The organism is Erysipelothrix tonsillarum DSM 14972, from assembly GCF_000373785.1.
GTDB lineage: Bacteria > Bacillota_I > Bacilli_A > Erysipelotrichales > Erysipelotrichaceae > Erysipelothrix > Erysipelothrix tonsillarum.
The window spans coordinates 324971-346770 of record NZ_KB892380.1; the positions used below are offsets into that span (position 1 = coordinate 324971).

20 protein-coding genes and 1 rRNA gene are annotated in these 21800 nt (G+C 37.7%); 9 read left to right on the forward strand and 12 right to left on the reverse strand.

Going from position 1 to position 21800, the window contains the following annotated elements:
- Positions 1 to 5 precede the first annotated feature (5 nt).
- Positions 6 to 1238 carry a glutamate-5-semialdehyde dehydrogenase gene (locus B096_RS0109255; protein ID WP_018580455.1) on the forward strand — a complete coding sequence of 411 codons (1233 nt, stop codon included), beginning with the start codon at positions 6 to 8 and terminating at the stop codon, positions 1236 to 1238.
- Between the two features lie 12 nt (positions 1239 to 1250).
- On the opposite strand, the gene B096_RS0109260 is transcribed toward B096_RS0109255, so the two are convergent.
- From B096_RS0109260 to B096_RS0109300, 9 genes are all read right to left on the reverse strand, one after another.
- Positions 1251 to 3062, reverse strand: a complete 1812-nt coding sequence (locus B096_RS0109260; RefSeq protein ID WP_018580456.1) for a sulfatase-like hydrolase/transferase — start codon at positions 3060 to 3062, stop codon at positions 1251 to 1253.
- Between the two features lie 97 nt (positions 3063 to 3159).
- Positions 3160 to 3933, reverse strand: coding sequence for a pyrroline-5-carboxylate reductase (proC, locus tag B096_RS0109265; protein WP_018580457.1), 774 nt, complete (start codon positions 3931 to 3933; stop codon positions 3160 to 3162).
- A gap of 18 nt (positions 3934 to 3951) precedes the next feature.
- Positions 3952 to 5277 carry an AAA family ATPase gene (locus B096_RS0109270; RefSeq protein WP_018580458.1) on the reverse strand — a complete coding sequence of 442 codons (1326 nt, stop codon included), beginning with the start codon at positions 5275 to 5277 and terminating at the stop codon, positions 3952 to 3954.
- A 12-nt stretch (positions 5278 to 5289) separates the two neighbouring features.
- The gene (locus B096_RS0109275) at positions 5290 to 7263 is read right to left on the reverse strand and encodes an alpha/beta hydrolase family protein (protein ID WP_018580459.1); all 1974 of its coding nucleotides are present in this window, start codon (positions 7261 to 7263) and stop codon (positions 5290 to 5292) included.
- A 114-nt stretch (positions 7264 to 7377) separates the two neighbouring features.
- Positions 7378 to 8634, reverse strand: coding sequence for a DUF1576 domain-containing protein (locus tag B096_RS0109280; RefSeq protein ID WP_018580460.1), 1257 nt, complete (start codon positions 8632 to 8634; stop codon positions 7378 to 7380).
- A gap of 113 nt (positions 8635 to 8747) precedes the next feature.
- Complete coding sequence (locus B096_RS0109285) at positions 8748 to 9419, reverse strand: GTP pyrophosphokinase (protein ID WP_018580461.1); 672 nt, start codon at positions 9417 to 9419, stop codon at positions 8748 to 8750.
- A gap of 77 nt (positions 9420 to 9496) precedes the next feature.
- Positions 9497 to 9787, reverse strand: a complete 291-nt coding sequence (locus tag B096_RS0109290) for a HesB/YadR/YfhF family protein (RefSeq protein ID WP_018580462.1) — start codon at positions 9785 to 9787, stop codon at positions 9497 to 9499.
- A gap of 57 nt (positions 9788 to 9844) precedes the next feature.
- Positions 9845 to 10498, reverse strand: coding sequence for a beta/alpha barrel domain-containing protein (locus tag B096_RS0109295; protein WP_018580463.1), 654 nt, complete (start codon positions 10496 to 10498; stop codon positions 9845 to 9847).
- A gap of 9 nt (positions 10499 to 10507) precedes the next feature.
- Positions 10508 to 11362 (reverse strand): YitT family protein, encoded by an 855-nt coding sequence (locus B096_RS0109300; RefSeq protein WP_018580464.1) that lies wholly within the window; start codon positions 11360 to 11362, stop codon positions 10508 to 10510.
- A gap of 97 nt (positions 11363 to 11459) precedes the next feature.
- On the opposite strand from B096_RS0109300, the gene B096_RS0109305 reads away from it, so the two are divergent.
- Genes B096_RS0109305 through alr form a run of 4 tightly spaced genes read left to right on the forward strand, consistent with a single transcriptional unit; the run spans position 11460 to position 14395 of the window.
- Positions 11460 to 11969, forward strand: coding sequence for a GNAT family N-acetyltransferase (locus B096_RS0109305; RefSeq protein WP_018580465.1), 510 nt, complete (start codon positions 11460 to 11462; stop codon positions 11967 to 11969).
- A complete protein-coding gene (locus B096_RS0109310) occupies positions 11953 to 12897 on the forward strand; it encodes a dipeptidase (protein ID WP_018580466.1) in 945 nt (314 codons plus the stop codon). The genes B096_RS0109305 and B096_RS0109310 overlap by 17 nt, the downstream gene beginning before the upstream one ends.
- 17 nt (positions 12898 to 12914) lie before the next feature.
- A complete protein-coding gene (locus tag B096_RS0109315; protein ID WP_018580467.1) occupies positions 12915 to 13325 on the forward strand; it encodes a hypothetical protein in 411 nt (136 codons plus the stop codon).
- Positions 13325 to 14395 carry an alanine racemase gene (gene alr / locus B096_RS0109320; RefSeq protein ID WP_018580468.1) on the forward strand — a complete coding sequence of 357 codons (1071 nt, stop codon included), beginning with the start codon at positions 13325 to 13327 and terminating at the stop codon, positions 14393 to 14395. The genes B096_RS0109315 and alr overlap by 1 nt, the downstream gene beginning before the upstream one ends.
- 37 nt (positions 14396 to 14432) lie before the next feature.
- Here alr and B096_RS0109325 read toward each other — a convergent pair whose 3' ends face one another.
- From B096_RS0109325 to B096_RS0109335, 3 genes are all read right to left on the reverse strand, one after another.
- Positions 14433 to 15110, reverse strand: a complete 678-nt coding sequence (locus B096_RS0109325; RefSeq protein WP_018580469.1) for an HAD family hydrolase — start codon at positions 15108 to 15110, stop codon at positions 14433 to 14435.
- 226 nt (positions 15111 to 15336) lie between these two features.
- The gene (locus B096_RS0109330) at positions 15337 to 16254 is read right to left on the reverse strand and encodes an aminoglycoside phosphotransferase family protein (protein WP_018580470.1); all 918 of its coding nucleotides are present in this window, start codon (positions 16252 to 16254) and stop codon (positions 15337 to 15339) included.
- A 3-nt stretch (positions 16255 to 16257) separates the two neighbouring features.
- Positions 16258 to 17532, reverse strand: a complete 1275-nt coding sequence (locus tag B096_RS0109335) for a DNA recombination protein RmuC (protein WP_018580471.1) — start codon at positions 17530 to 17532, stop codon at positions 16258 to 16260.
- 114 nt (positions 17533 to 17646) lie between these two features.
- On the opposite strand from B096_RS0109335, the gene B096_RS0109340 reads away from it, so the two are divergent.
- The 4 genes from B096_RS0109340 to B096_RS0109355 all read left to right on the forward strand — a co-directional run.
- Positions 17647 to 18555, forward strand: a complete 909-nt coding sequence (locus tag B096_RS0109340; RefSeq protein ID WP_018580472.1) for a patatin-like phospholipase family protein — start codon at positions 17647 to 17649, stop codon at positions 18553 to 18555.
- Positions 18555 to 19367, forward strand: coding sequence for an aldo/keto reductase (locus tag B096_RS0109345; RefSeq protein WP_018580473.1), 813 nt, complete (start codon positions 18555 to 18557; stop codon positions 19365 to 19367). Before B096_RS0109340 ends, B096_RS0109345 begins: the two co-directional genes overlap by 1 nt.
- A gap of 165 nt (positions 19368 to 19532) precedes the next feature.
- Entirely contained in the window at positions 19533 to 21392 is a 1860-nt protein-coding gene (locus B096_RS0109350; protein WP_018580474.1) for a heavy metal translocating P-type ATPase, read from the forward strand.
- Between the two features lie 287 nt (positions 21393 to 21679).
- Positions 21680 to 21800 (forward strand): 16S ribosomal RNA (locus B096_RS0109355); the annotation flags it as partial.

Consider the following 21800-nt stretch of genomic DNA (forward strand, 5'->3'; position numbering starts at 1 on the left):
GATGTATGAAAACAATAGGAATTAATGCAAAAACGGCAGCGCGTTCACTTGCCTTGCTGGATACGAAAACAAAAAACAAAGCGTTACAATTGATTGGAGAAAACTTGTTGAACGATGCGGAACACATTTTACAAGCAAATCAAAAAGACTTGGAAAAAGCAGATGCACAAGGAATCACAGGTGCACTTCGAGATCGATTGGTTTTAAATTTACCGCGCATTGAAGCAATGGTTAGTGGACTTCATGACTTAATTACTTTAGAAGATCCAATTGGAACAGTCTTAGAAGTCATTACCCCAGAGAATGGGTTGATCATTGAAAAAATAACGGTTCCTTTAGGGGTGATTGGTATTATTTATGAGTCAAGACCGAATGTAACCGTAGATGCTTTTGGGCTTTGTTTTAAAAGCGGTAATGCAGTTGTTTTAAAGGGTGGAAAGGAAGCCATCCATTCAAACATTGAATTAGAACGTATTATTCGTATGAGTTTAAAACATTTGAATATTGATCCCAACGTGATTCAAGTGATCCAAGATACTCGACGCGAAACAACTCATGCGTTGATGAAAATGCACGAATACATTGATGTGTTGATACCTCGTGGCAGTGCAGGACTTATTCGAACTGTGGTTGAACACAGCACGATTCCTGTAATTGAAACCGGTGCAGGGAATTGTCATATTTATGTTGATAAGGATGCGGATTTTGAAATGGCGTTGGAGATAATTGAGAACGCTAAGTGTCAACGTCTTGGGGTGTGCAATACGATGGAATCATTGGTTGTTCACGAGGCTATAGCGGCAGAATTCTTACCACTTCTATGCGATAGATTGCCTCAAGTTGTCTATCATGGGGACGAGAGTGCCTGTACGATGGTCGATGTAATGGTTCCCGCAACCGAAGCAGATTTTGGGAAAGAATATTTAGATTTAGCGATGTCTGTGAAAGTGGTTGAGAGTATCGATGAAGCTATTCAACACATCAATCACTATAACACCAAGCATTCGGAGGCTATTATTACTATGAATTCCGAAACAGCCAATCGCTTTACCCACGAGATTGATGCATCTACCGTTTATGTGAATGCTTCAACACGCTTTACAGACGGCTCTCAATTTGGTTTTGGTGCTGAGATTGGTATTAGTACTCAAAAACTTCATGCAAGAGGCCCTATGGGCTTAAAACAGCTTACATCATATAAATATATTGTAAAGGGAAAGGGTCAGACACGTGTCTGACCCTTTTATGTATTATTTATCGAGTGTGGTCATTAATGAACGATCATAGAATGTACTACGACGTGAGAGTTCATCATTAAAGACTTTAAGCCCATCTCGTTCAATTAAGGTTTCGGTATCGGAAAAGAGATTTGTACCTAATCCAAGACGATTACCTTCAATTTCTACACCCATTGCGGAAAGCGTAGTAGGGAAGAAATCAACGGGAGCATACGAACGATTTTGTGTTTTAAGAGCTTTTTTAGGAGCATTAAGGATTAAATTAAAGACTGTACGTTGGTAACTTGAATCAAAGTTTTCAAAAAACTTTGTATCCATACTCAAGTGGTCGCCAGTTATAAGAATTGTTGTATCTTTATAGAAAGGTTGTGCTTGGATCCAACGTACAAACTTAACGGTTTCAGCTTGAGAGAATTGAATCACATTTGCATATTGTGATTCGTGTGGTGTTGGAGCCCCTTCTTGTAGGTAGCCATCAGGGAAGTGTGTGTCTGCTGTTTCCATCGTGAAATTGAAAGGTTTACCTGTTTTTGAAAGACGTGTAAGTTCTTCCTGAGCAAATGCATAGAGCTTCTCATCCTCATAACCCCACCATACTTCATAATCTTGAGGGATTAACCCTTCTTGACGTGCGTAATTCACATCAAAGATTTTAAAATCACCATGTGAGGAGAAATAGGTAGTGAGACCGCCAAAATCTGCATCGGCCCCAAACATAATTGTTTGCTCGTACCCTTGGTCATGCAAGATATCGCCAATTGCGCGAGCGCCAGGTAAGAAATATCCTGATTTACCGTAATCTTGTCCTTCTGCTGGGACTTTCAAGGGAATACCCATTCCCATATTAACCATTGCCGCTACAGACCAACCGGAGCCATATGTTTGATAAGGACCGCCAAATAAATCGTTATGTGAAAAGCTGATTCCTTCCTTCGCAAGTTCTGTCAGTTCAGGCATTAAGTTTGTATCCATATAGCCACCCAGTTCTTTAGGAAGGTATGAGTTTTCTACGGATTCAACATAAATATGAATGAGATTGCGTTTCTTTTCAGGGAAATGAAGAATATCATCAGTTGGTTCGACATAATTAGACTCGATATAAGGCGATTTGCTCGCCACAGACGTAGCAACCTCGTTGAGCTTTAAGCGACGAATACCAAAGACGGTTCCTCCTAACGCAAAGACGACGCCGAGGATCACAACTGTATATCGAAACTGTCGTGCAGTTACGATATCACGTCGATGTTTTTTAAAAATATGGATATCACGTTTGTTAAGTAAAGCGATGATAAAGACAATACCGACTAAGATTGTCTTGAAAATTGGTTTTAGCAGTTCTTGCATTACATTTCCACCGGTTCCTTTTACGGGTGAAATTAGATTAAAGATGAATTGTTCAGGCGTTAATTCACCGAAGAATGCTGTAAACCAAGTAGAAAAAAAGAAAAATGCAGCACCAATAATCACTGCAAGCACAACTAAAACATTGCCGATCCGGTGTTTTGGGGTGCGAACATAATCACCAGGAATAAAAATAATTGTATTGTTAATTAAAGCGTGTAGAAACATAAAGAATAGACCAAAAGGCAGGGCTACTAAGATGTATTTTAAGGCAAATTTCCAAGTATAGGCATGGCTAAGGAGTACTTGCGGTTTTTCTAAGCCAAAGCGAATGAATAGAACTGTAAGAATATTGACAATAATACCATATCCTATTATATTCACCCAAAGGTGCTGTTGTTTGTGCTCTTGATTCATAAGCACTTTGCTTAATCCACCAAAGAGAAAAGCAACTAAAAGATAAGTTAAAATTTGAATGATCATATGAATACCTCGAATCTTTCTAAATCAAGGATACAATATGCGGCAAGTGCTTACAAGTTGAATTGTAAGATTGAACAAAAAAAGAGCCGTTTGGCTCTTATCCTTGCTTATCTTTTAGAATGGTAGCATGTGCAGCGGCATGGATTGCTTCACTAAATCCATGAGCATCCAGAGCACGAACACCTTCGATGGTTGTTCCTCCCGGAGAGCAGACACGATCTACTAAGACATCGGCAGGAACACCGCTTGCCCTTAAATAATCAGCACTACCGGATACTGCAGCACAAGTAATTTTAAGTGCTGTATCATAGTCAAAACCTTCATCTAAAACGGATTTGGCGAGGTCATCAATAAATTTAAAAACAAAGGCAGGGGAACTTCCTGCAATGCCGATAAACCCGCTAAATTGCGATTCTTCAAGAGCAACAAACCCTCCAAGTTTCTCAAAAATAGACTCAACTGTGCGCAATACAGGAACGGTAACTAGATCGTTTTGACACATCGCGGAAATACCGCGTTGAATTGCGACATTCAAATTAGGCATAACTCGAATAATTGGCATCCGTCCTGAGAGTACTTCAATATCCGCAATCGTTTTCTTTGCGGCAATCGATACAAGCGTCTGTTGGTCGAGTACTGGTTTAATTTCGGTGAGAACGGTCTCAAACATCTCCGGTTTTACGGAAAGAAAGAGAATATCGACAGCCTGAGCACAGTCACTATTCGAAGTACAGGCATGAACTCCGAGAAGGTCTGCTTTTTCACAGGTCGATGAATACGTACGACCGCTGATGTAGATGGAATCTTTGTCTTCGATTCCGTTAATAATTGCGCTGGCCATATTGCCAACACCAATAAAACCTATTTTCATGATTTCACCTCGTATTTGTTAGAAAAGATTTTCTTTGTACATAATGCGTTGTAATTCTAAAACCCATTTTTTAAATTCGGTAAAGTAGGCATCGTTCTTTAATAATTGAGGACGATAGATTTCACCGTAAACACCCTGCTCATAACGGTTGCGGACATTATGGTTTGCCTGTGTAGGCGCGATATCCTCGATACAATTGACACGGTATGTTAAGTCAGCATCAGCGGTACAAATATAAATGCTGGCCGGATCAACAATATTCATGGTTGATAACTTATCAAGTGTTAAAAAGGTTTGACCTTCGAGTTGAGGCATATAGTAGCGCAAAATATGTTGAACCAAAAACGTATGCAGTGATAAATCAAAATCATCGCCGATTAACGTACTTCCCATTAATGCATCAAACAAAGCAAAGGTCTTATTAATAAAATCATAGGGACCTGATGGGAAATCACTATAGGGAATAATATAATTACCCTCAATGCCGCGTTTCACTACTTTGAGTTCATAATCCCACAATTCTCGGGCAACATGTTTAAAACTGTATCGTGCTTCGACCACGTTGGGGAAAAGCGTCGTAAGCATTTGGCTAAGTATGGGTTCTGCTTTTTCAAAGGCCAACTTACCAAGCGGTTCATGGGTTCCTGTGAATGGAGTCAAATTACTATCTGAAAAAAAATTAAAGTGCTTTTGATGATCATAATACGGTTCAACAGCGATATGCATGCGTCGTATAAACATACACACATCAAGTAGCGTATATTTAATGGCGATATTGTAAACCGCTTGTCGTTCAATGATAAAATTCAAAATTGATAACATAGTGTGATCACCATAATACGTATCATATAAATTTTGAATGATTGGTATATCTTTGGTAAGAATCATCCCTTTTCCAAATGAGAAATCAGTTGGTGATGCAGTAAAAATAATGATTGCACGATTATTAATACGTTTAAATAAACTTTCACTCACAATTTCTTGGTACGAGTCAAAAACAATTTCATAAACAAATATCTGGCCATCGAGCACGATTTCATAAGCAAGAACCATATTTTCTTGTGCAAAAATTCGATAATGACGTTTTACTTCTTGGCGCAAATCAAAAGCAGTTATATCAGGATGCTCGTATTTCGGTTTATCGCGTGTTTCAAGTAAGTAATTTAAATAGAGACCATTATTCATTTTTCTTAAAAACGCGAAGGAAAGAAGAAGTGATGATTTCCCTGAGGCATTATCACCGTAGAAATAGATGCGCGGTTTTACAGAACCGCGCTTGTTTTTAAATTCAATTCGCAAATCTTTATAACATCTAAAATTCTTTAGAGTTAGACTTCCAAACATCCAGAGACCTCACTAGTTTAAGTATTTATCCATCCAGTTGGTAATTTCCTCAAGACGTTTAACACGAGCCTTTGGTTTACCAGTACGTGAAAGATCGTGGTTTTCCCCACGTAACCAAACAAAGCGTGTATCAACCCCATTTTCTTTAATATAGGTGAAGAACTGCATAGCTTGTTCAATCGGACAGCGATAGTCTTCATCAGAGTGAATGAAGAGTAACGGTGTTTTCACGTTGCGAGCATATTTAAGCGGCGATTGTTGCCACATTTTTTCAGTATCATTAAGAGGATCAGCAGCCGTTTGGTCATCTGCAAAGTAGAAACCAATATCTGACGTACCATAGAACGAAATCCAGTTAGAAATCGAACGTTGGGTTGCGGCACACTTGAAACGATCGGTATGACCAACAATCCAGTTTGTCATAAAGCCACCATAAGAACCACCGGTAACACCAACACGATTTCGATCAATCGCGTAACGATCGAGGACAATATCGGTGAATGTCATTAAATCATCGTAATCGACACCACCATATTGACCAAAGATATCCATAAATTCATGACCGTAGCAATCACCACCACGAGGGTTGGTGAAGAAAACGATATAACCGCGATTTGCCCAAGCTTGCATCTCATGGTAAAAGACATCAGAATAAATTGTTTTAGGACCACCATGAATATCTAAAATAGCTGGGTAGGATTTGGAAGCATCATAATTCTGAGGTAACAAGACCCAACCATCAAGAAGTTGACCATCATTTGTATATTCGAAATGTTCAGGTTTTGCGATGTATTTTCCTTCGAGTGCTGCTTGGTTGAAAGTGGAAACTGGTGTTACTGTATTATGTTCTAAATCGAGACGGTAAAGTTCTTGAAGGGTGTTGTTGTAAAGACCAATACCATAAAATGCATCATCATACTTAACCCAACCATCAAGACTACCGGGTGCATCAAAGGCGCGTTCGATGGAAGAACCATCAAAAGCATAGAGGACGGTGCGATCACGATACGTTCCCACAAAGTAATATACTTCGTCAACAACACGATCTGTTACAGAACCGGCATAGCGAACATCGCTCCCTACTGAACCCCAACCGCTGAGACCAAAGTCTTGGACTTTAATCAGTGCGTCATGTGTAACTTGATAGAGATCGCTGTTTTGATTGATACCGTGTTCTTTGAGTGTACTTCCCATTGCATAGACGGTATCGTTAAGGATAAATGCTTTGCTGAAAGAATAGTCGTGTTTACTATAAAGTAACGTTTCTTCACCTTTTGTAAGATCGTAAAGATACAAATCTTGGTAAAAATCTGGTTTTCCTGACGCAACTTCGCGGGCATAAATTAAGCGTTGTCCTTCTTTATCAAAATGGTAAAGGGAGATGTCTTCATCTTTGCCGCAAAGTGGGTGGTACGCGTCTTTATCAATAGTGTAAATGAATAATTGACTGCGTTTAGCTTGATTAAAACCACCACCGTTTGAATAGAAAGGAATTTCTTCAAAGGTTTCAAAATAGGTATCGGCTTCTAATTGGGTATTGTAGCTTGAACGGGCTTCGTCATCGCCATCAAGATAGACATGATCACCAACATTTAAATTACCCGAAATTAATAAATGATTATCATCAATACATTTGAGCGAACCTACTGGGAATTTAAATGTATAAGCATGTGTAAGTTCTCCTGATTCTAAATGATAACGATAAAAGACGGATTTCTTGGCTTTTACAGAATTTTTTTCAGACTCTGAGCGTGCAAGTGGGAGTAGAATGGAATCATCTGTTTCCCAAAAATAACGTGAATCATTACCTAAATCAAAAATGCGTTTATGTGTTGATCCATCAGAAAGATATAAATCATGAACATAATCGTTTTCGTCATAGCGTGCGCGGGACTTAATAAAAGCCATGTGTTTCTTAGCAGGACTTGTAGTAAGTGAGGCCAAATAAGTAAATTCTAAAAAATCTTTTAATTCTAATTTTTTCATATGTTTCACTCCTTTTTAGAATTATATCACAATCGTGCTTATGAGAACGGATTAAGCGTAAAAAAAGAAGTTGGTGTATCCAACTTCTTTTTTGTGCAAATAAATAGGGTTGTTTTAAGAAACCCGTTTAGATTTTTGTTCTTTTAAAGGAATAAACAGACGTAAAACTGGTACCATAACGGCAGCTACGATACCGACTGCGAATCCAGTGTTATATAGATTCATACCAGCGTGCAGCGAACCGGAATTCAAGACTACCGATGAATTAATAAATCCTGCGAGGACTCCCCATATAAAACCGAAATCGCCGGCAATTGGGGCGAGTGCTGTACTGAATAAAGCCCCTAATAAGACTGCTGGTTCATCTAAAGACCAACTTTTGGTGAGGCCACCAATATAAATACCGATAAAAATCGGTGTAATATTACGCCAGTGCTTTCCAGCACCTGAAAAACCAACAATCGTCAAAATACCACCTACTGTCGGACCATTTAGCGCACCCTTTGCAATGACAAGAACGAAGAATAAGGCAAGAAACCCATTAACAGACATATTGATTAAAACAGCACCTAAACCATATTTTTTATAAAAGTCATTATCGCCATGACCGGTCTCGCGCAATAATTGATGATATTTAGAAAAAGCATTGTGATCACTCAGCCATCCAATATAGAAGAGAAGAAGGAATAGGATTGAGAGCACAATTGCGCAGGGAATTGTGTACTGAGTTGTTACGATAAGTCGTTTATAAGGAACATAACCATAGGACTTCATAACAGAAACATAAAGCGTACTCATAATACCTATAGCAAAACCAATATTAGCGAGACTGTAGCCATCATGAACTTTATAGAGCGAACGTGCTACAGGTTTAATGGTAAAGCCAATGGATAAACCTACAGAAATACTAAGGAATAAGCGAAGTGAGAGGGGGAGGTTTACCACAAACATCAATTCGCTTACAATCGGAGAAAAGCTGGTCGCCAAAAGCGACATATGGACAATATCTTTGTAGGGTTCTTTTGTAACCAAGGCATAAAGATATGTCCCTACGAGAATCGGAATAATGTTGACAATGTTTTTACCAAACAATCCGAAACTTAACATAAGCATAATGGAGGCAATAACCGAACCCGAAAATTCGGTCTCAGAATACATAATGATTATTACGGAAACAAGTGTAATGAGGCCTGCATTAAAAAGAGCTGCTCCAACGCCACCTATTGCGAAATAATCGGTAATTAAAATATCTGACTGAACAATGATTTGAATCATCCCTGAAAAAATTGCGTGCGGGGTATCAATAACAAAAGCAGAGCCAATAAGTAAAATACTTAAATATAAGAAAAGCCGGTTTGTTTGATTACGCATAAATCACTTCCTTTTTCATAAATATAACTTAAATATTCTTAAATAAAAAGCATTATATGAATAAAAGAACACCCATAAAACAATAAAAGAACGCTTACGCGTTCTAAAAAATTTTACTGGGAAGGCTCATCGTCAATTAGATTTCGAATATCGAGCATTTTTTGATCTGTTTTCGCAATCGTCTCAGCACAGTCAAAGAGTGCTTCTGAAACGGACTCAATATGGCGATGATCTTTTTTATAACGGATTTCATGTTCTAACGAAGCCCAAAAGTCCATTGCAATGGTTCGAATTTGAATTTCAACTTTGGCACCGTGTTTACCATCGGACAAAAATACAGGAACTTCTACAATCATATGAAGACTGCGATAACCATTGTCTTTAGGGAAACGGATATAATCTTTGATTTCGATAACACGAATATCGTCTTGTTTCGAAATCATATCTGCAACAATATAGATATCATCAATATAGGAACAAATAACGCGGACGCCAGCGACATCGTTAAGATATAGAGGAATCGATTCTACATTCAAAGGAACTTGAAGACGCAGCAGTTTTTCCACAATACTTTGCGGTTTTTTGACACGTGACTTGATGGTAGTAATGGGATTTCGGGGTGTGAGGGTTCCCAATTCCTTATCCAAGATTTCTAACTTTGTCGTGATTTCGCGTACGGCGCAATCATATAAAAGCATAAGTGCAATAAAGTTTTTGGTTTGATTGACAAAATCAGTAGGCACTTTAAATTTTTGATTGTTAATAATAACTTCATTTCGTGACATAAGCTCACCTCATAATATATTTTAGCATAAAATATTAAAAGTCTATGATATCTAAAAGAAAGTGAAAAAAAAGAGGGTTACCCCTCTATAATTGTGACGTCGTATTTTGGTTCATCACGTTCTTGATCGAATGTGATGCTGAGGTCTTTATCGGCAAAAAACCAATCATCTGATTTTTCAACGTAAAAGTTAATACCTTCAACTTTAATCATTTTTAAAGGTCGGCTTGGTTCCATAATTGCAAGTGCAAAGGAAAATCCCCCGTGTGGTCCATAGACCTTTCCAAAAAATTTAACGCTGTCGTTTTCTTTAAGATTAAGTTCGCGAATATACCATTCTGCTGCTTCTTTTGATACTTCTAATTTCATGATGTCACCTCTTTTAATAATGTTATCACACTCTGGGGGGATAATTGTAGAATATGCCTACTCGCGATAGGTTGCCATCAAGTCTTTAAACATCTCTGCAGTACTTGGGGGTGTAAATGATACGGCATTTGCACCTGCTTGAATTGTCATCCGACATGATTCTTCGGTCGGCCCTCCAGTAGCAATAATCGGGACTTCAGGAAATTTTTTACGAATTGCCGCAACCACTTCAGGGGTGCGTGCAGCTGCAGAGACATTGAGAATTGCTGCGCCCGCGTCAAGACGTGCTTGAATATCTTCATCCTCATTTAATATAGTAATAATAATTGGAATTTCAATTGCTTGCTTTACGAGCCGAATTAATTTATTTGTAGTAGGGGCATTGAGCACAACGCCAGTAGCACCTTGCTGTTCAGCATCTACTGCAAGTCCTACAACTCTTAGTCCTCGCGTAGTTCCCCCACCGATACCTGAAAAAACAGGAACATCCGCAACGTTTTTAATGGCGTGAGTAATAATGGGCTGCGGTGTAAAGGGATAAATAGCGATTACTGCATCTGCATTGCAATTACGAATAATCGCGACATCGGTTGTGAATAAAAAAGATTTTACCGTACGACCAAATAGTTTTATTCCGCTGGCCTCTTGAATGGATTCCGGTACACGAATAATGTGAGATCTTAAATTTCCGTTATATTCTGGAACAAACATAATTTCCTCCTATATGAGGCGTTTTTCAAAACCGCCATCTACTTTTAAATTCTTTGTGACGATGATAAATGCATCGGGGTCATGTTTTCGAATTAGTTGCTTTAGTTCAACTACCTCGCTTTGAGCAACAATGGTGACAAATACATCCATTTGGCTGCCGGTATATGCGCCGTATCCGTCCCAATAAGTTACACCACGATGAATTACATCGATAATTTCTCGTTTGATCTGCTTGTTTTTTGTATAGACCATAACACTTACTTCAATATTGTGTTCATGAAATTTATCAAGGCAGAACGAGAAAATGAATGAGTAAACAAGGGAATATAATGCGGTTTGAGCATTATAGACAATTAAACAGATTAAATAAATTGAGCAGTTAACCATGAGGTATAAAGATCCCAAACTTCCTTTCTTCTTTTGGGATAAATAGAATCCAATGACATCAAGGCCACCGGAAGAACCTTTAGCGCGATAGGACAAAGAAGCACCGAAGGCGCCGAGAACGGCAGCGATAATTATTGAAATAAAAACGTCGTCTACAATCGGTTGATTGAGCACAGGAATTAATGTAAAACAGATTGCTTGTGTTACAATAGTTACAAGTGTATAGCGCACAAATGAATGTGAAAACTTGAACCATGCGAATATAAGCAAAGGAATATTTAAGAATAAGTTTACAATCCCAGCAATATCAAATGCGAACTCAAATTTAAATAAGTATTGAATGGCATCACGCAAGAGTTGTGCGATTCCGACCATTCCACCATTATAAATTTGGGCAGGGATAATAAACAAATTTACAGAGAGGGCAAACATAATTGCGCCGGTAATACAGAGTAAATAATTTTTTGTTTTTTTCATAATTCAATTATAACAAAATCTCTTGATGAAGAGTATTGTTTCTTTATGAAAGAATTCGCGGTAAAAAGTACAAAAATCAGAAATATGAGGGGTTCTTATGAGTTTTAAAATTCGAAAAGCAACATCGCATGATTTGGATACAATTATGACGATTATCATTCAAGCTCAAGAAATGTTTTTGGCAAAGGGTATTGATCAATGGCAGAACGGTTATCCAAACCGGGAAACGATTCAAGATGATATTCAGAACGGAACCAGTTATTGTATTATAAAAAATGAAACCGTTGTTGGAACGTTTATGCTTCAACTGGGCAATGATGAAAATTATGATACGATAGATGGTGGTGATTGGCATGAAGAAGGGCCTTATGCTGTGGTACACCGTATTGCAGTAGATTGTCGATATCATGGCCAAAAGATTGCATTTCAAGCGCTAAAGGAAGTAGAAACACTTTGCGGAATAATTGGTTATTCGGTAATTAGAATGGATACACACAAAGACAATCTTGCTATGAATTCACTGTTGTTGAAAACAGGATACCAACTTTGTGGTAAAATAACTTTAAAAGATGGGGGCGAACGACTCGCGTATGACAAAAAAATATAAAATAATTGATTGGCACTGTGATGTTTTATTCAAACTTCAACAGGATCCAAATCTCAATTTTCAAAATTCAAGTAAACTTGACGTAAACTATGAAAAACTTAAAGCCAGCAATACTAAAGTTCAAGCAATGGCAATTTTTATTGATCCAGATTTAAATGTAGACCATAAGTATGAAATTGCTTTGGAACAGATTGAAGCATATAAAACACGTGTGTTAACAACACCAGGAATAACTCAGATTAAGGCGTTTCATGAAATTGAGTTATTAAAAGATGACGAAATTGGTACCTTCTTAACTTTAGAAGGACTTGATTGTGTGGGAAACGATATGAATAAAGTGAAACACCTTCTTGATGAAGGTGTGTTGTCGATTGGAATGACATGGAATGATGCAAACCTTGCTTGCGATGGGATTGGTGAACCCCGTGGAGCAGGACTTACCGCATTTGGATTCAACGTTGTGGAAGAGATGAATGCTCGGAACTTATTTGTTGATGTATCGCACATTAGCCTAAAAGGCTTTGATGATGTTCTTAACAATGCGAAACATGTTATCGCAAGTCATTCGAATGCTAAGGCGATTGCGAAACACCGTCGTAATCTCAGCGATAATCAAATTCGACGCATGATTGAACGGGACGCACCGATTCATGTGGTCTATTATGATGCATTTGTTAAGGATGATGATGAAGAAACAGTGATTGGAGATCTGATTCGTCATATCGAATATTTGAACCAAATTGGTTGTGGTAGTCGGTTGGGATTAGGATCAGACTTTGATGGTATTGAAACGAAGATAAAACATCTGGAAGATGCATCGAAAACACAAAATTTATTAATTGAAATTGAAGCGGTTCTCGGAGAAGAATTTACAAACGGGATTGCTTATGATAACTTTATTAATTATGTTAAGCACAAGATGATGTAAAGGAGAACAAAATTAAAATGGAAATCTTTAATACACGATCATTAACACAAAAACAACGATTCAATGTAGCGCTTCTAGTGGGGCTGATATCCGCTGTAGTACTCGGAATTGTATCTGGAATATTTCGAAATAAGGTAGCTAATTTTTCACTCATAATAGTAGGGGTTGGATATCTTATTGCGTTTGCAATTCGGAAATTCGGACGCGGTGTGCAAGTGAAATTTTCGATTGCAGCCGCAATATTTACATTTGTTGCAATTGTTATGAGTGATGTTGTTACAGTGATGGGGGTAGCGGGTCTCTTTGACTTAAGCAGTTATCAAATTATTTTTAAATATGCAGCACAAAATGAAATTCATTCCGTATTGTGGATTGCATATAGACTTCTTGCACTTTATATTAGTTACAATTATTCGAGGATTATTTAATGGATGGTAGAGAGACGATTGCAACCATAAATCTCGATAATCTTTCGCACAATATAAAAGAAATCCAAACAGTGACCGGAAAGTCGCTTTTTGGTGTTGTTAAGGCAAATGCATACGGTCATGGTGATGTTGAATGCAGTCGCATCATGATTCGTGAAAAGCTTCCGTTTATATGTGTTTCTTCCATTGATGAAGCACAGCACTTAACACGTAATGGCATCAAACACGATATTCTTATCTTTAGTTACGTCGATCCTGCGGTTATTGCACAAATAGATTGTGATCAATATATTTACACTATTCCATCGCTTGCGTGGTTCCAACAAATGCAAACTTATGATTTAAAAGTTCGATTACATCTCGAAATCAATGCCGGGATGAACCGTATCGGGGTTAAAGATGAGCGAGAAATTCAAGCGATTTTATCAAGTGATTACAAAATTGAAGGGATCTATACACATTTTCCAAGTCCAGAAAACCTGGAAAAAGGACGCATTCAACTCAAACATTTCGAGGAGATTGTCAAACGTTCACAACACACCTTTGATTGGGTTCATGTAGGGAATGCTCCGGTATCCTTAATAAAAGAAAGCACAATAATTAATGGTTTTCGTATGGGTTTAGCGATTTATGGGTATCGCGTTGATATTCCAACCTTAAAGCCTGTTTTATCACTTAATTCTAAGGTGCTACACATTGATAGTGTAGAACCAGGTGAAACAATTGGCTATGATTATACCTATTCTGTTAAGTCAAAGGAGCGATTTGGTACTATGCCCATAGGGTATGCGGATTGTTTCGACGTAAGAAATGCAACTGTCCCTGTTTTTATAAATGGAAAAGCATATCCAATTGTTGGCAAAATTTGTATGGACCAAACGATGATTCACATTGATGAAACTGTTAAATTAGGTGATGATGTTGAAATCATTGGTCCACATCGGACGTGTGAGTTTATTGAAAGTAAAACTGGGATTTCAAAGTATATCCAGCTTTCTACATTAAGTAATCGCATTACCCGCGTTTATCGTGAAGGTGATGCCATTGTACATATTGAAAAACGCAAATAAAAAAGAGGGTTTTAGCTGATGCTAGAAATCCTCTTTTTTAGATTGTGTTTAAAACATAGGCTTTAATTTGACTGAAAGAAAACAAGGTAAGACCCTCGTAATTCCCATCACGCCGACGGTGGTTAAACCAAATTGCATCCCATCCAACATTACGGGCGCCCATGATATCATTAGGCAGCGAGTCGCCAATCATAATAAATTCACCTGGATACTGATTTTCGATGAATTTAAAAATCTCTTTAGAAGGTTTATAGTGACCGATATCTCCAGAAACGATAATGCGTGAGGTGGGTAAATGGGTCTCTAAGTCTAAGGCTTTAACCTTCTTCCATTGGTGATCAGAAGGGCCATTGGTAAGTATGAAAAACGGGATACCATTCTGATTTAGGGCATTGAAAGCAACCTGGATATCGGGATGTAATTCTAAATGATCAAGGTGGTATGCGTAACGTGCTTGAAAGAAATCCGCTTCTCGATCATTCATTAAAATTCCGCGATTTTCCAGTGGCTTCTGGATGCGTAATCGTCTCATTAATTCATTCGTCATAGAACCATTTTGTGTAGACTCAAAAACAGAATCACTATAGAGGCGACTTTCTTTATAGAGAGCGGGGATATCATTGATAGTCGAGAACCCAGATTCCTCTAAGGCTTTTTTAAAAGGGATGAGCTGATCATAAATCGTATCATCCATATCAAATACAAATGTTTTCATAAAACCCTCCCAATACGATTAATTATAGATTATTCTCGTTCAAATTGATAGATTATAAAATAAGCGTGAAGACAACTCATTCGGTAAGATTATATGCTTGAAAATATTTGATTTAAAAATAACTGTCATAGCATTGAAAAATCATTCTCAGCACTGAAGGAATTCCCGATACTTTTGCAGTTAGAGAAATGTTATAACTCGGCCATATATCATTGATTTTTATCAACTAAATATTATTGGATTGGCAAGTGTCCATAATTCCTTTATACCATCGTGGTGTCTCAGAAGTATAATTATTAAAATCGGCGGTTGAGCGCATCGCGTGATATTGCATTGTTTTAACTTCATTACTTCCGAATGATTCGGCCCAAAGAATCGAATTGATTGATGAGAATGCAATGATTACTTTAGCAGTATTCCAAAAATCGTTTGGAATATCAAAATCAAAAAATCCATCAATAATCCCTGAGGCGTAAAAAGGAGCAATCTCAGCATCAAACATTTGTACTTTTTCTATAAATTGGTAAGGATGTTCATATTTGCAACGATTAAAATCGATTACGCCCAAATGATGAGTAGGGGTCCAAACGAGGTTACCATGATGGTAATCATTATGGGTTAAAACAAAATCATGTTGTTTTAGTACTGAAAGGTTTTCGCTAATAAAATCTAATATATTTGTGTCATTTGTAATACGAAGTCTATGATTGCGATATCGGTTTAATGTAAGGTTGATTTTTTCAATCATGGTATCGGCTTGAGAAGGGATGAAATCCACACTTTGTAATTCACTTAAAACGTACCCTGTGTTGATTCCGAGTTGATACTGCTGTTCATTGGTTAAGGTTTCTAGATGAGAAGCAAGGGGAATTCCGGGGATGAAACTAGTAATAATATATGAGAAAGTATCAATTGTGCCAACATGTAACGCTTTAGATAGGATGGCATAATCACTATCGAATTGATGCATACGCTCGTACATAGTCTCAAATCGTTCGAGGTAGTCTCTCTTTTGGAAGCGAATTAGATAATCATCTCCATCGACTCTAATGTGGTATTTATCTTCTAAAGACCATCCCGATAAGATATGTTCAACTAAGATTGCTTTACTAAAACCTTCAATTTTTTGAATTGTTGAAATCATAAACTAATCCTCTTTTTCGTGTTCGTTTGTAAGTAAATCACGGTCGACACCCGATATGGACTCGAATCGGTTTGAAATCTTTCGTGAGGTAATGTGGAGATCTTTAACATCTTGGCTCACATTTTCGATATGTTTGCTTAAATTATCCCAGCGTAAACGGTAACGGTCAAATTCAAGATTTAAGCGATTCAATTCATCATGTATTACACTTGCATATTTTTCGCGTTCGAGGTTTACAAGAATCGTTTGAATTGTTGTTAAGGTACTCATAAGGGTAGTTGGAGAAACAAGCCACACGCGTTTTCGTTGTGCATATTCGAGGATGTCAGGGTGGTATGCATTGATTGTTGCAAAGACTGCTTCAGCCGGTACAAACATCAACGCTTGATCGGAGGTGATTCCTGGAATAATATATTTCGATGCGATAGCATCGATGTGCTTTTTACAGTCAACAACAAATTGCTTCTCGGCAACGTTTCGTTGATTGCTGTCCAATTCTTTATCAATCATGCGACGGTAATTCTCAAGAGGAAATTTAGAGTCAATGACCAATGTACCTAAAGGTTCTGGTGCAAAAAGGACTGCATCCGGACGTACTCCGTTAGCTAGGTTATATTGCATTTGGTAGATTCGATCATTTTTATCACCGAAGATTGAGGATAAGATGTGATGAAGTTGAACTTCGCCAAAAGTTCCTCGTGTTTTTTTATCCGTTAAAACATCTTGTAAGGAAACGATTTCAACAGAGAGTGCATCAATTTTTTTCTGGGCTTCATCAATCTTACTCAAACGCTCGACAATATTGGTGAACGTATCATTAGTTTTTTTGAAACCTTGTTCAAGTGATTGACTGACTTTATCATCCATTAACATCAGACGTCGTTCTACACTTTCAGTGAGTTTTGTAAACTGTTGATCAAGTTGTAGATTCATTTTGTCGTGGAATAAAATGAGCGCGCGATTAACTTCTTTCTCAAAAACAATGTTTCGTTGCGTAAGGTCATTAAAACGGACATCAATTCGATCCGTAAACTGATTGAACTTATCCGAAACTTTTTCGCGGCTTTCGAAATCCAATTCTGCCATCCGTGACAACGTTGTATGTGTTTGGTTCAACAATATTTGTTCTAATTGATTGTATTCTTCAAAAAGTACATCAAATTGTTGTTTCAGCGCATCTGTTTTGATTGTATTACGCTGTGTTTTAAATTGCATATATATAAGGATAGCCAAAAGTATGATTATCAGCATTAATAAGATGGGTGTGTATTGTGTCATAAAAACTCCTTTATTTAGTTATATTATACGACAATGGTAACACAGAGTATCACTTTCATGTGTTTATCCTATACAGAAAAAGATTTATAGTATAATAAGGATAGAGGTGGCAATATGAATAGAATTGGATTAGCTTTATCAGGTGGTGGTGTTAAATCAATCTCACAACTTCCTGTCATTCGTGCATTGAAGGAACAAAATATTAAAATTGATGTGGTTGCCGGAACATCGATGGGTTCGGTAATTGCAGCGCTTGTTGCGTGCGGGCTTGACTCGGAAACATTAACCGATGTCGTACTGAAATTGGAACAGAGTATTAAAGAGAAGCATATATTTACAAAACCAAGTGCCAAACTTCTACCATTTTCTAAGGAAAAATTAACAGGGGGGTATGTGGATGGACAAGAACTTGAAGATGAACTTCAAAAGGTTCTTGATGTTATTGGAATTCACAACATTTGCGATGTCGTAATTCCTCTTGCGATTCCTGCTGTTGACTTAACTACAGGTAAGGTTGTTTGCTTCGTTTCGCACCCGGAAATGTTTACCATCACGGACAATGATTGGGAAATCATTACAGATATACCGTTGGCAAAAGCGGTTCGAGCATCGTGTTCGTTCCCGTTTGTTATCGCTGCAATGGAATATCAAGGGTATGTACTTGTTGACGGGGGTGTTCGAATGAACTTGCCGCTTGAACTTGTTGAAGCATATGGTGTCGATAAAACCATAGCCGTTACAATGCACTCCAATGAGCCATTTCATGAGTATAATTCGCTCATGGCAATTGCAACGCGTTGTATGGATTTAATGCGAATAGAAGATGACTACCATATTGTGAAGAAAGCGGACGTACATATCAATGTCCCGTTAGATGATGTATGGGTTTTCGAATTGGGTAAGGGTCGCTTCACCATGGATCGTGCCAATTTGGTACTTGAAAAACATAAAGATGATATTAAAGCGCTTGTAAAGAAGAAAACTTTTTGGGAGCGTATTAAAGAGGAACTGGAGGATTTATAATGCTCTACAAAACATTGAATAATAAAGTAGAAATACCGATGCTTGGTCTTGGGACGTACCGCTTGCTTGGGGAAGATGCCTATACAGTTGTTCGAAATGCCCTGAAACTTGGATATCGTCATATTGATACTGCAATGATTTACGAAAATGAAGAAGCGGTAGGACGTGCACTTAAAGATTCGGGCATTCCTCGTGAAGAACTCTTTATAACGACGAAATGTTGGAATGATGATCAAGGTTTTGAGACAACACTTAAAGCATTTGATACATCATTACAAAAACTAGGGTTGGATTATGTAGACCTTTATTTGATTCATTGGCCACAACCAAAGTCTCGCGATACGTGGCGTGCTTTTGAAAAAATATATAAGGAAAACCGAGCAAGAGCGATTGGAGTTTCCAATTTTAATGAAGAACAACTTGCGACGTTATTGCAATCTGCGGAAATTATACCGATGATAAATCAAGTTGAACGTCATCCGTATCTTGTCCAAACCGAACTGAAGCGGTTATGTGATCGTTATCAAATTGCGTGCGAGGGGTGGATGCCGATTGCTCGTAACAAAGTTTCGGAGAGTGAAACTATTGTAAAACTGGCGCATAAATATGGTAAGACACCTGCACAAATTACCTTGCGATGGCAAACGCAAACTGATTGGATCGTTTTCCCGAAAACACAATCAGAGCAACGATTGCATGAAAACTTTGATATTTTTGATTTCGAATTAACAAATAATGAACTCGAAATTGTGAACGGACTCAATGAAGATTTACGACTTGGTACGAATCCAAATAAATACGATATTGAATAGAGCGCAGATACGCTCTATTTTTATAAATAAAACCGTTCAACCTTGTGAATGTTTTTATTTATAGAATGAATAATCTTAAAGATGATGTATAGATTTATCATATGAACGTGTTATAATAGTAATATATATTGATAATCATTATCATTATTAAACGGAGGGTTACTTATGTGGAAAGAAACAATTTTAAGTCTAAAAGAAACGATCCTATGTGGAATTCTTTTATTGCTGGGAGCATTATTTAATAATAATATATTACTGATCTTAGCGATTGCGATCGGTGGTTATGAACAAACGAAAGAAGGGATTACCGATACCGTTCAGAATAAACATTTAAATGTAGAATTGCTTATGATTCTTTCTGCAATCGGGGCCTGTTTAATTGGCTATTATATGGAGGGTGCAGTTTTAATCTTTATTTTCTCATTATCTGGAGCACTTGAAGAGTTGACACTGGACCAAAGTCAACGCGAAATTCGATCACTTATGGAATTACAACCAACAGAAGCAACGCGATTAAATAAAAACGGAAGTACAGAAGTTGTTAGTGTTGAGGAATTAGAGGTCGGAGATAAGGTGATTGTGGCCGTGGGAGAAACAATTCCAATTGATGCAATGATCTATAATGGTCAAAGTAGTATTGAAGAAGCTGCAATTACGGGTGAATCAATGCCTAAGGAAAAGAAGGTGGGCGATACAGTATTTGGGGGAACATTGAATATTTCTCACCCGCTTACGATAGAGGTTAATACTTCTGTTAACGATACCTTAATTCAAAAAATTGTAAGAATGGTCGAAGAGGCACAACAATTCCCTTCGAAAACAGCTCGATTTATTGAACGCATCGAAGATTATTATGCACGAATCGTATTGGTTGTCGTAGCGCTAGTAATTCTTATACCAATTCTTTTTATGGGTCAGTCCTTTGAAGCTTCATTTTATAGAGGGATGATTCTCTTAGTTGTTGCATCGCCATGTGCGTTGATTGCATCGGTAACGCCTGCTACTCTATCTGCGATTTCGAATGGAGCCAAACGTGGTATTTTAGTTAAAGGCGGTATTCATTTCGAAAACATGATGGATGCAAAGGCAATTGCTTTTGATAAAACGGGCACACTGACTGAAGGTGTTCCATCACTCACGGATGTCTTCTATTTAGATGGTGTAGATGCTCGCGAAGTTGGAGAAGCTGTTATTGCGATTGAACAGTATTCTACGCATCCTCTCGCAAATGCTGTGGTCTCCGGCCTTTATAATCAGTTAAAAATTGAAGATTATCCATCCGCAAATAATGTTGAAGAAGTTGCTGGATATGGAATTAAAGGTGTTTATGGTGGAAAAGAATATCGGATTGGTAAACTTGAACACATGACAACGGACGATCAATTTGTCATTGATAAAGGATTAGAGTTATCTCAAGCAGGGAAAAGTCTTGTGTATATTCAACAAGATGAAGATGTTATTGGAGTCTTGGGATTAATTGATGTGATTCGTGAAGAAGCCATCGCACTAGTGCAATGGTTAAATAACAATGATATAAAAACGGTAATGATCACTGGAGACAACCAACAAACTGCAGAGCACATCGGTTCAAAAATTGGTGTTTCTAAAATTGTAGCAGAATGTCTCCCTGATGAAAAAGCGACAATCATTCGAGATCTTGAACGAGAAATGGGAACAGTGGTAATGATTGGAGATGGTATTAATGATGCGCCAGCGCTTGCAAATGCGACCATTGGGGTTGCGATGGGAAGCGGAACAGATATTGCAATGGAGGCAGCTGATATCATTTTAGTTAAGGATGACATTAGTGGGATACGCTATGCAATTGAACTTTCGCTGCGACTACGTAAAATTGTGATTCAAAATGTTGTTTTTTCAATCGGTGTTATTCTACTTCTTGTCATATCAAACTTCTTTGATATGATCAGTCTTCCAATTGGTGTAGTGGGACATGAAGGAAGTACCATTCTTGTTATTCTTAATAGTTTAAGACTGTTAAGAGAAATTAAAATGGAAAAAGCTTAGTAAAATAAGGGCTCTGTGCCCTTTTTTACTTTATAAACCGGTATGAATCCTATGATTTAAACCCTTAAAATCACATAACAAGATGTTTTGTGAAGAAACGCAAAATAAAACAAAATAAAGTGAAAATAGTGTTGACGGTGGGTAGAGAGGGTGGTATTATATACAAGCGCTAAGGGAAACCGAGTGCAAGAAATGGTCTTTGAAAACTAAACAGGAAACGTCAATTTCAAAAAGAAATACGGATAAATAAATAAACAAAACTCGTCAGAGTTAAAAAGAGAAAGAATCAAATGGAGAGTTTGATCCTGGCTCAGGATGAACGCTGGCGGCGTGCCTAATACATGCAAGTCGAACGAAGTGAAGAGGAGCTTGCTCCTTGGAACTTAGTGGCGAACGGGTGAGTAATAC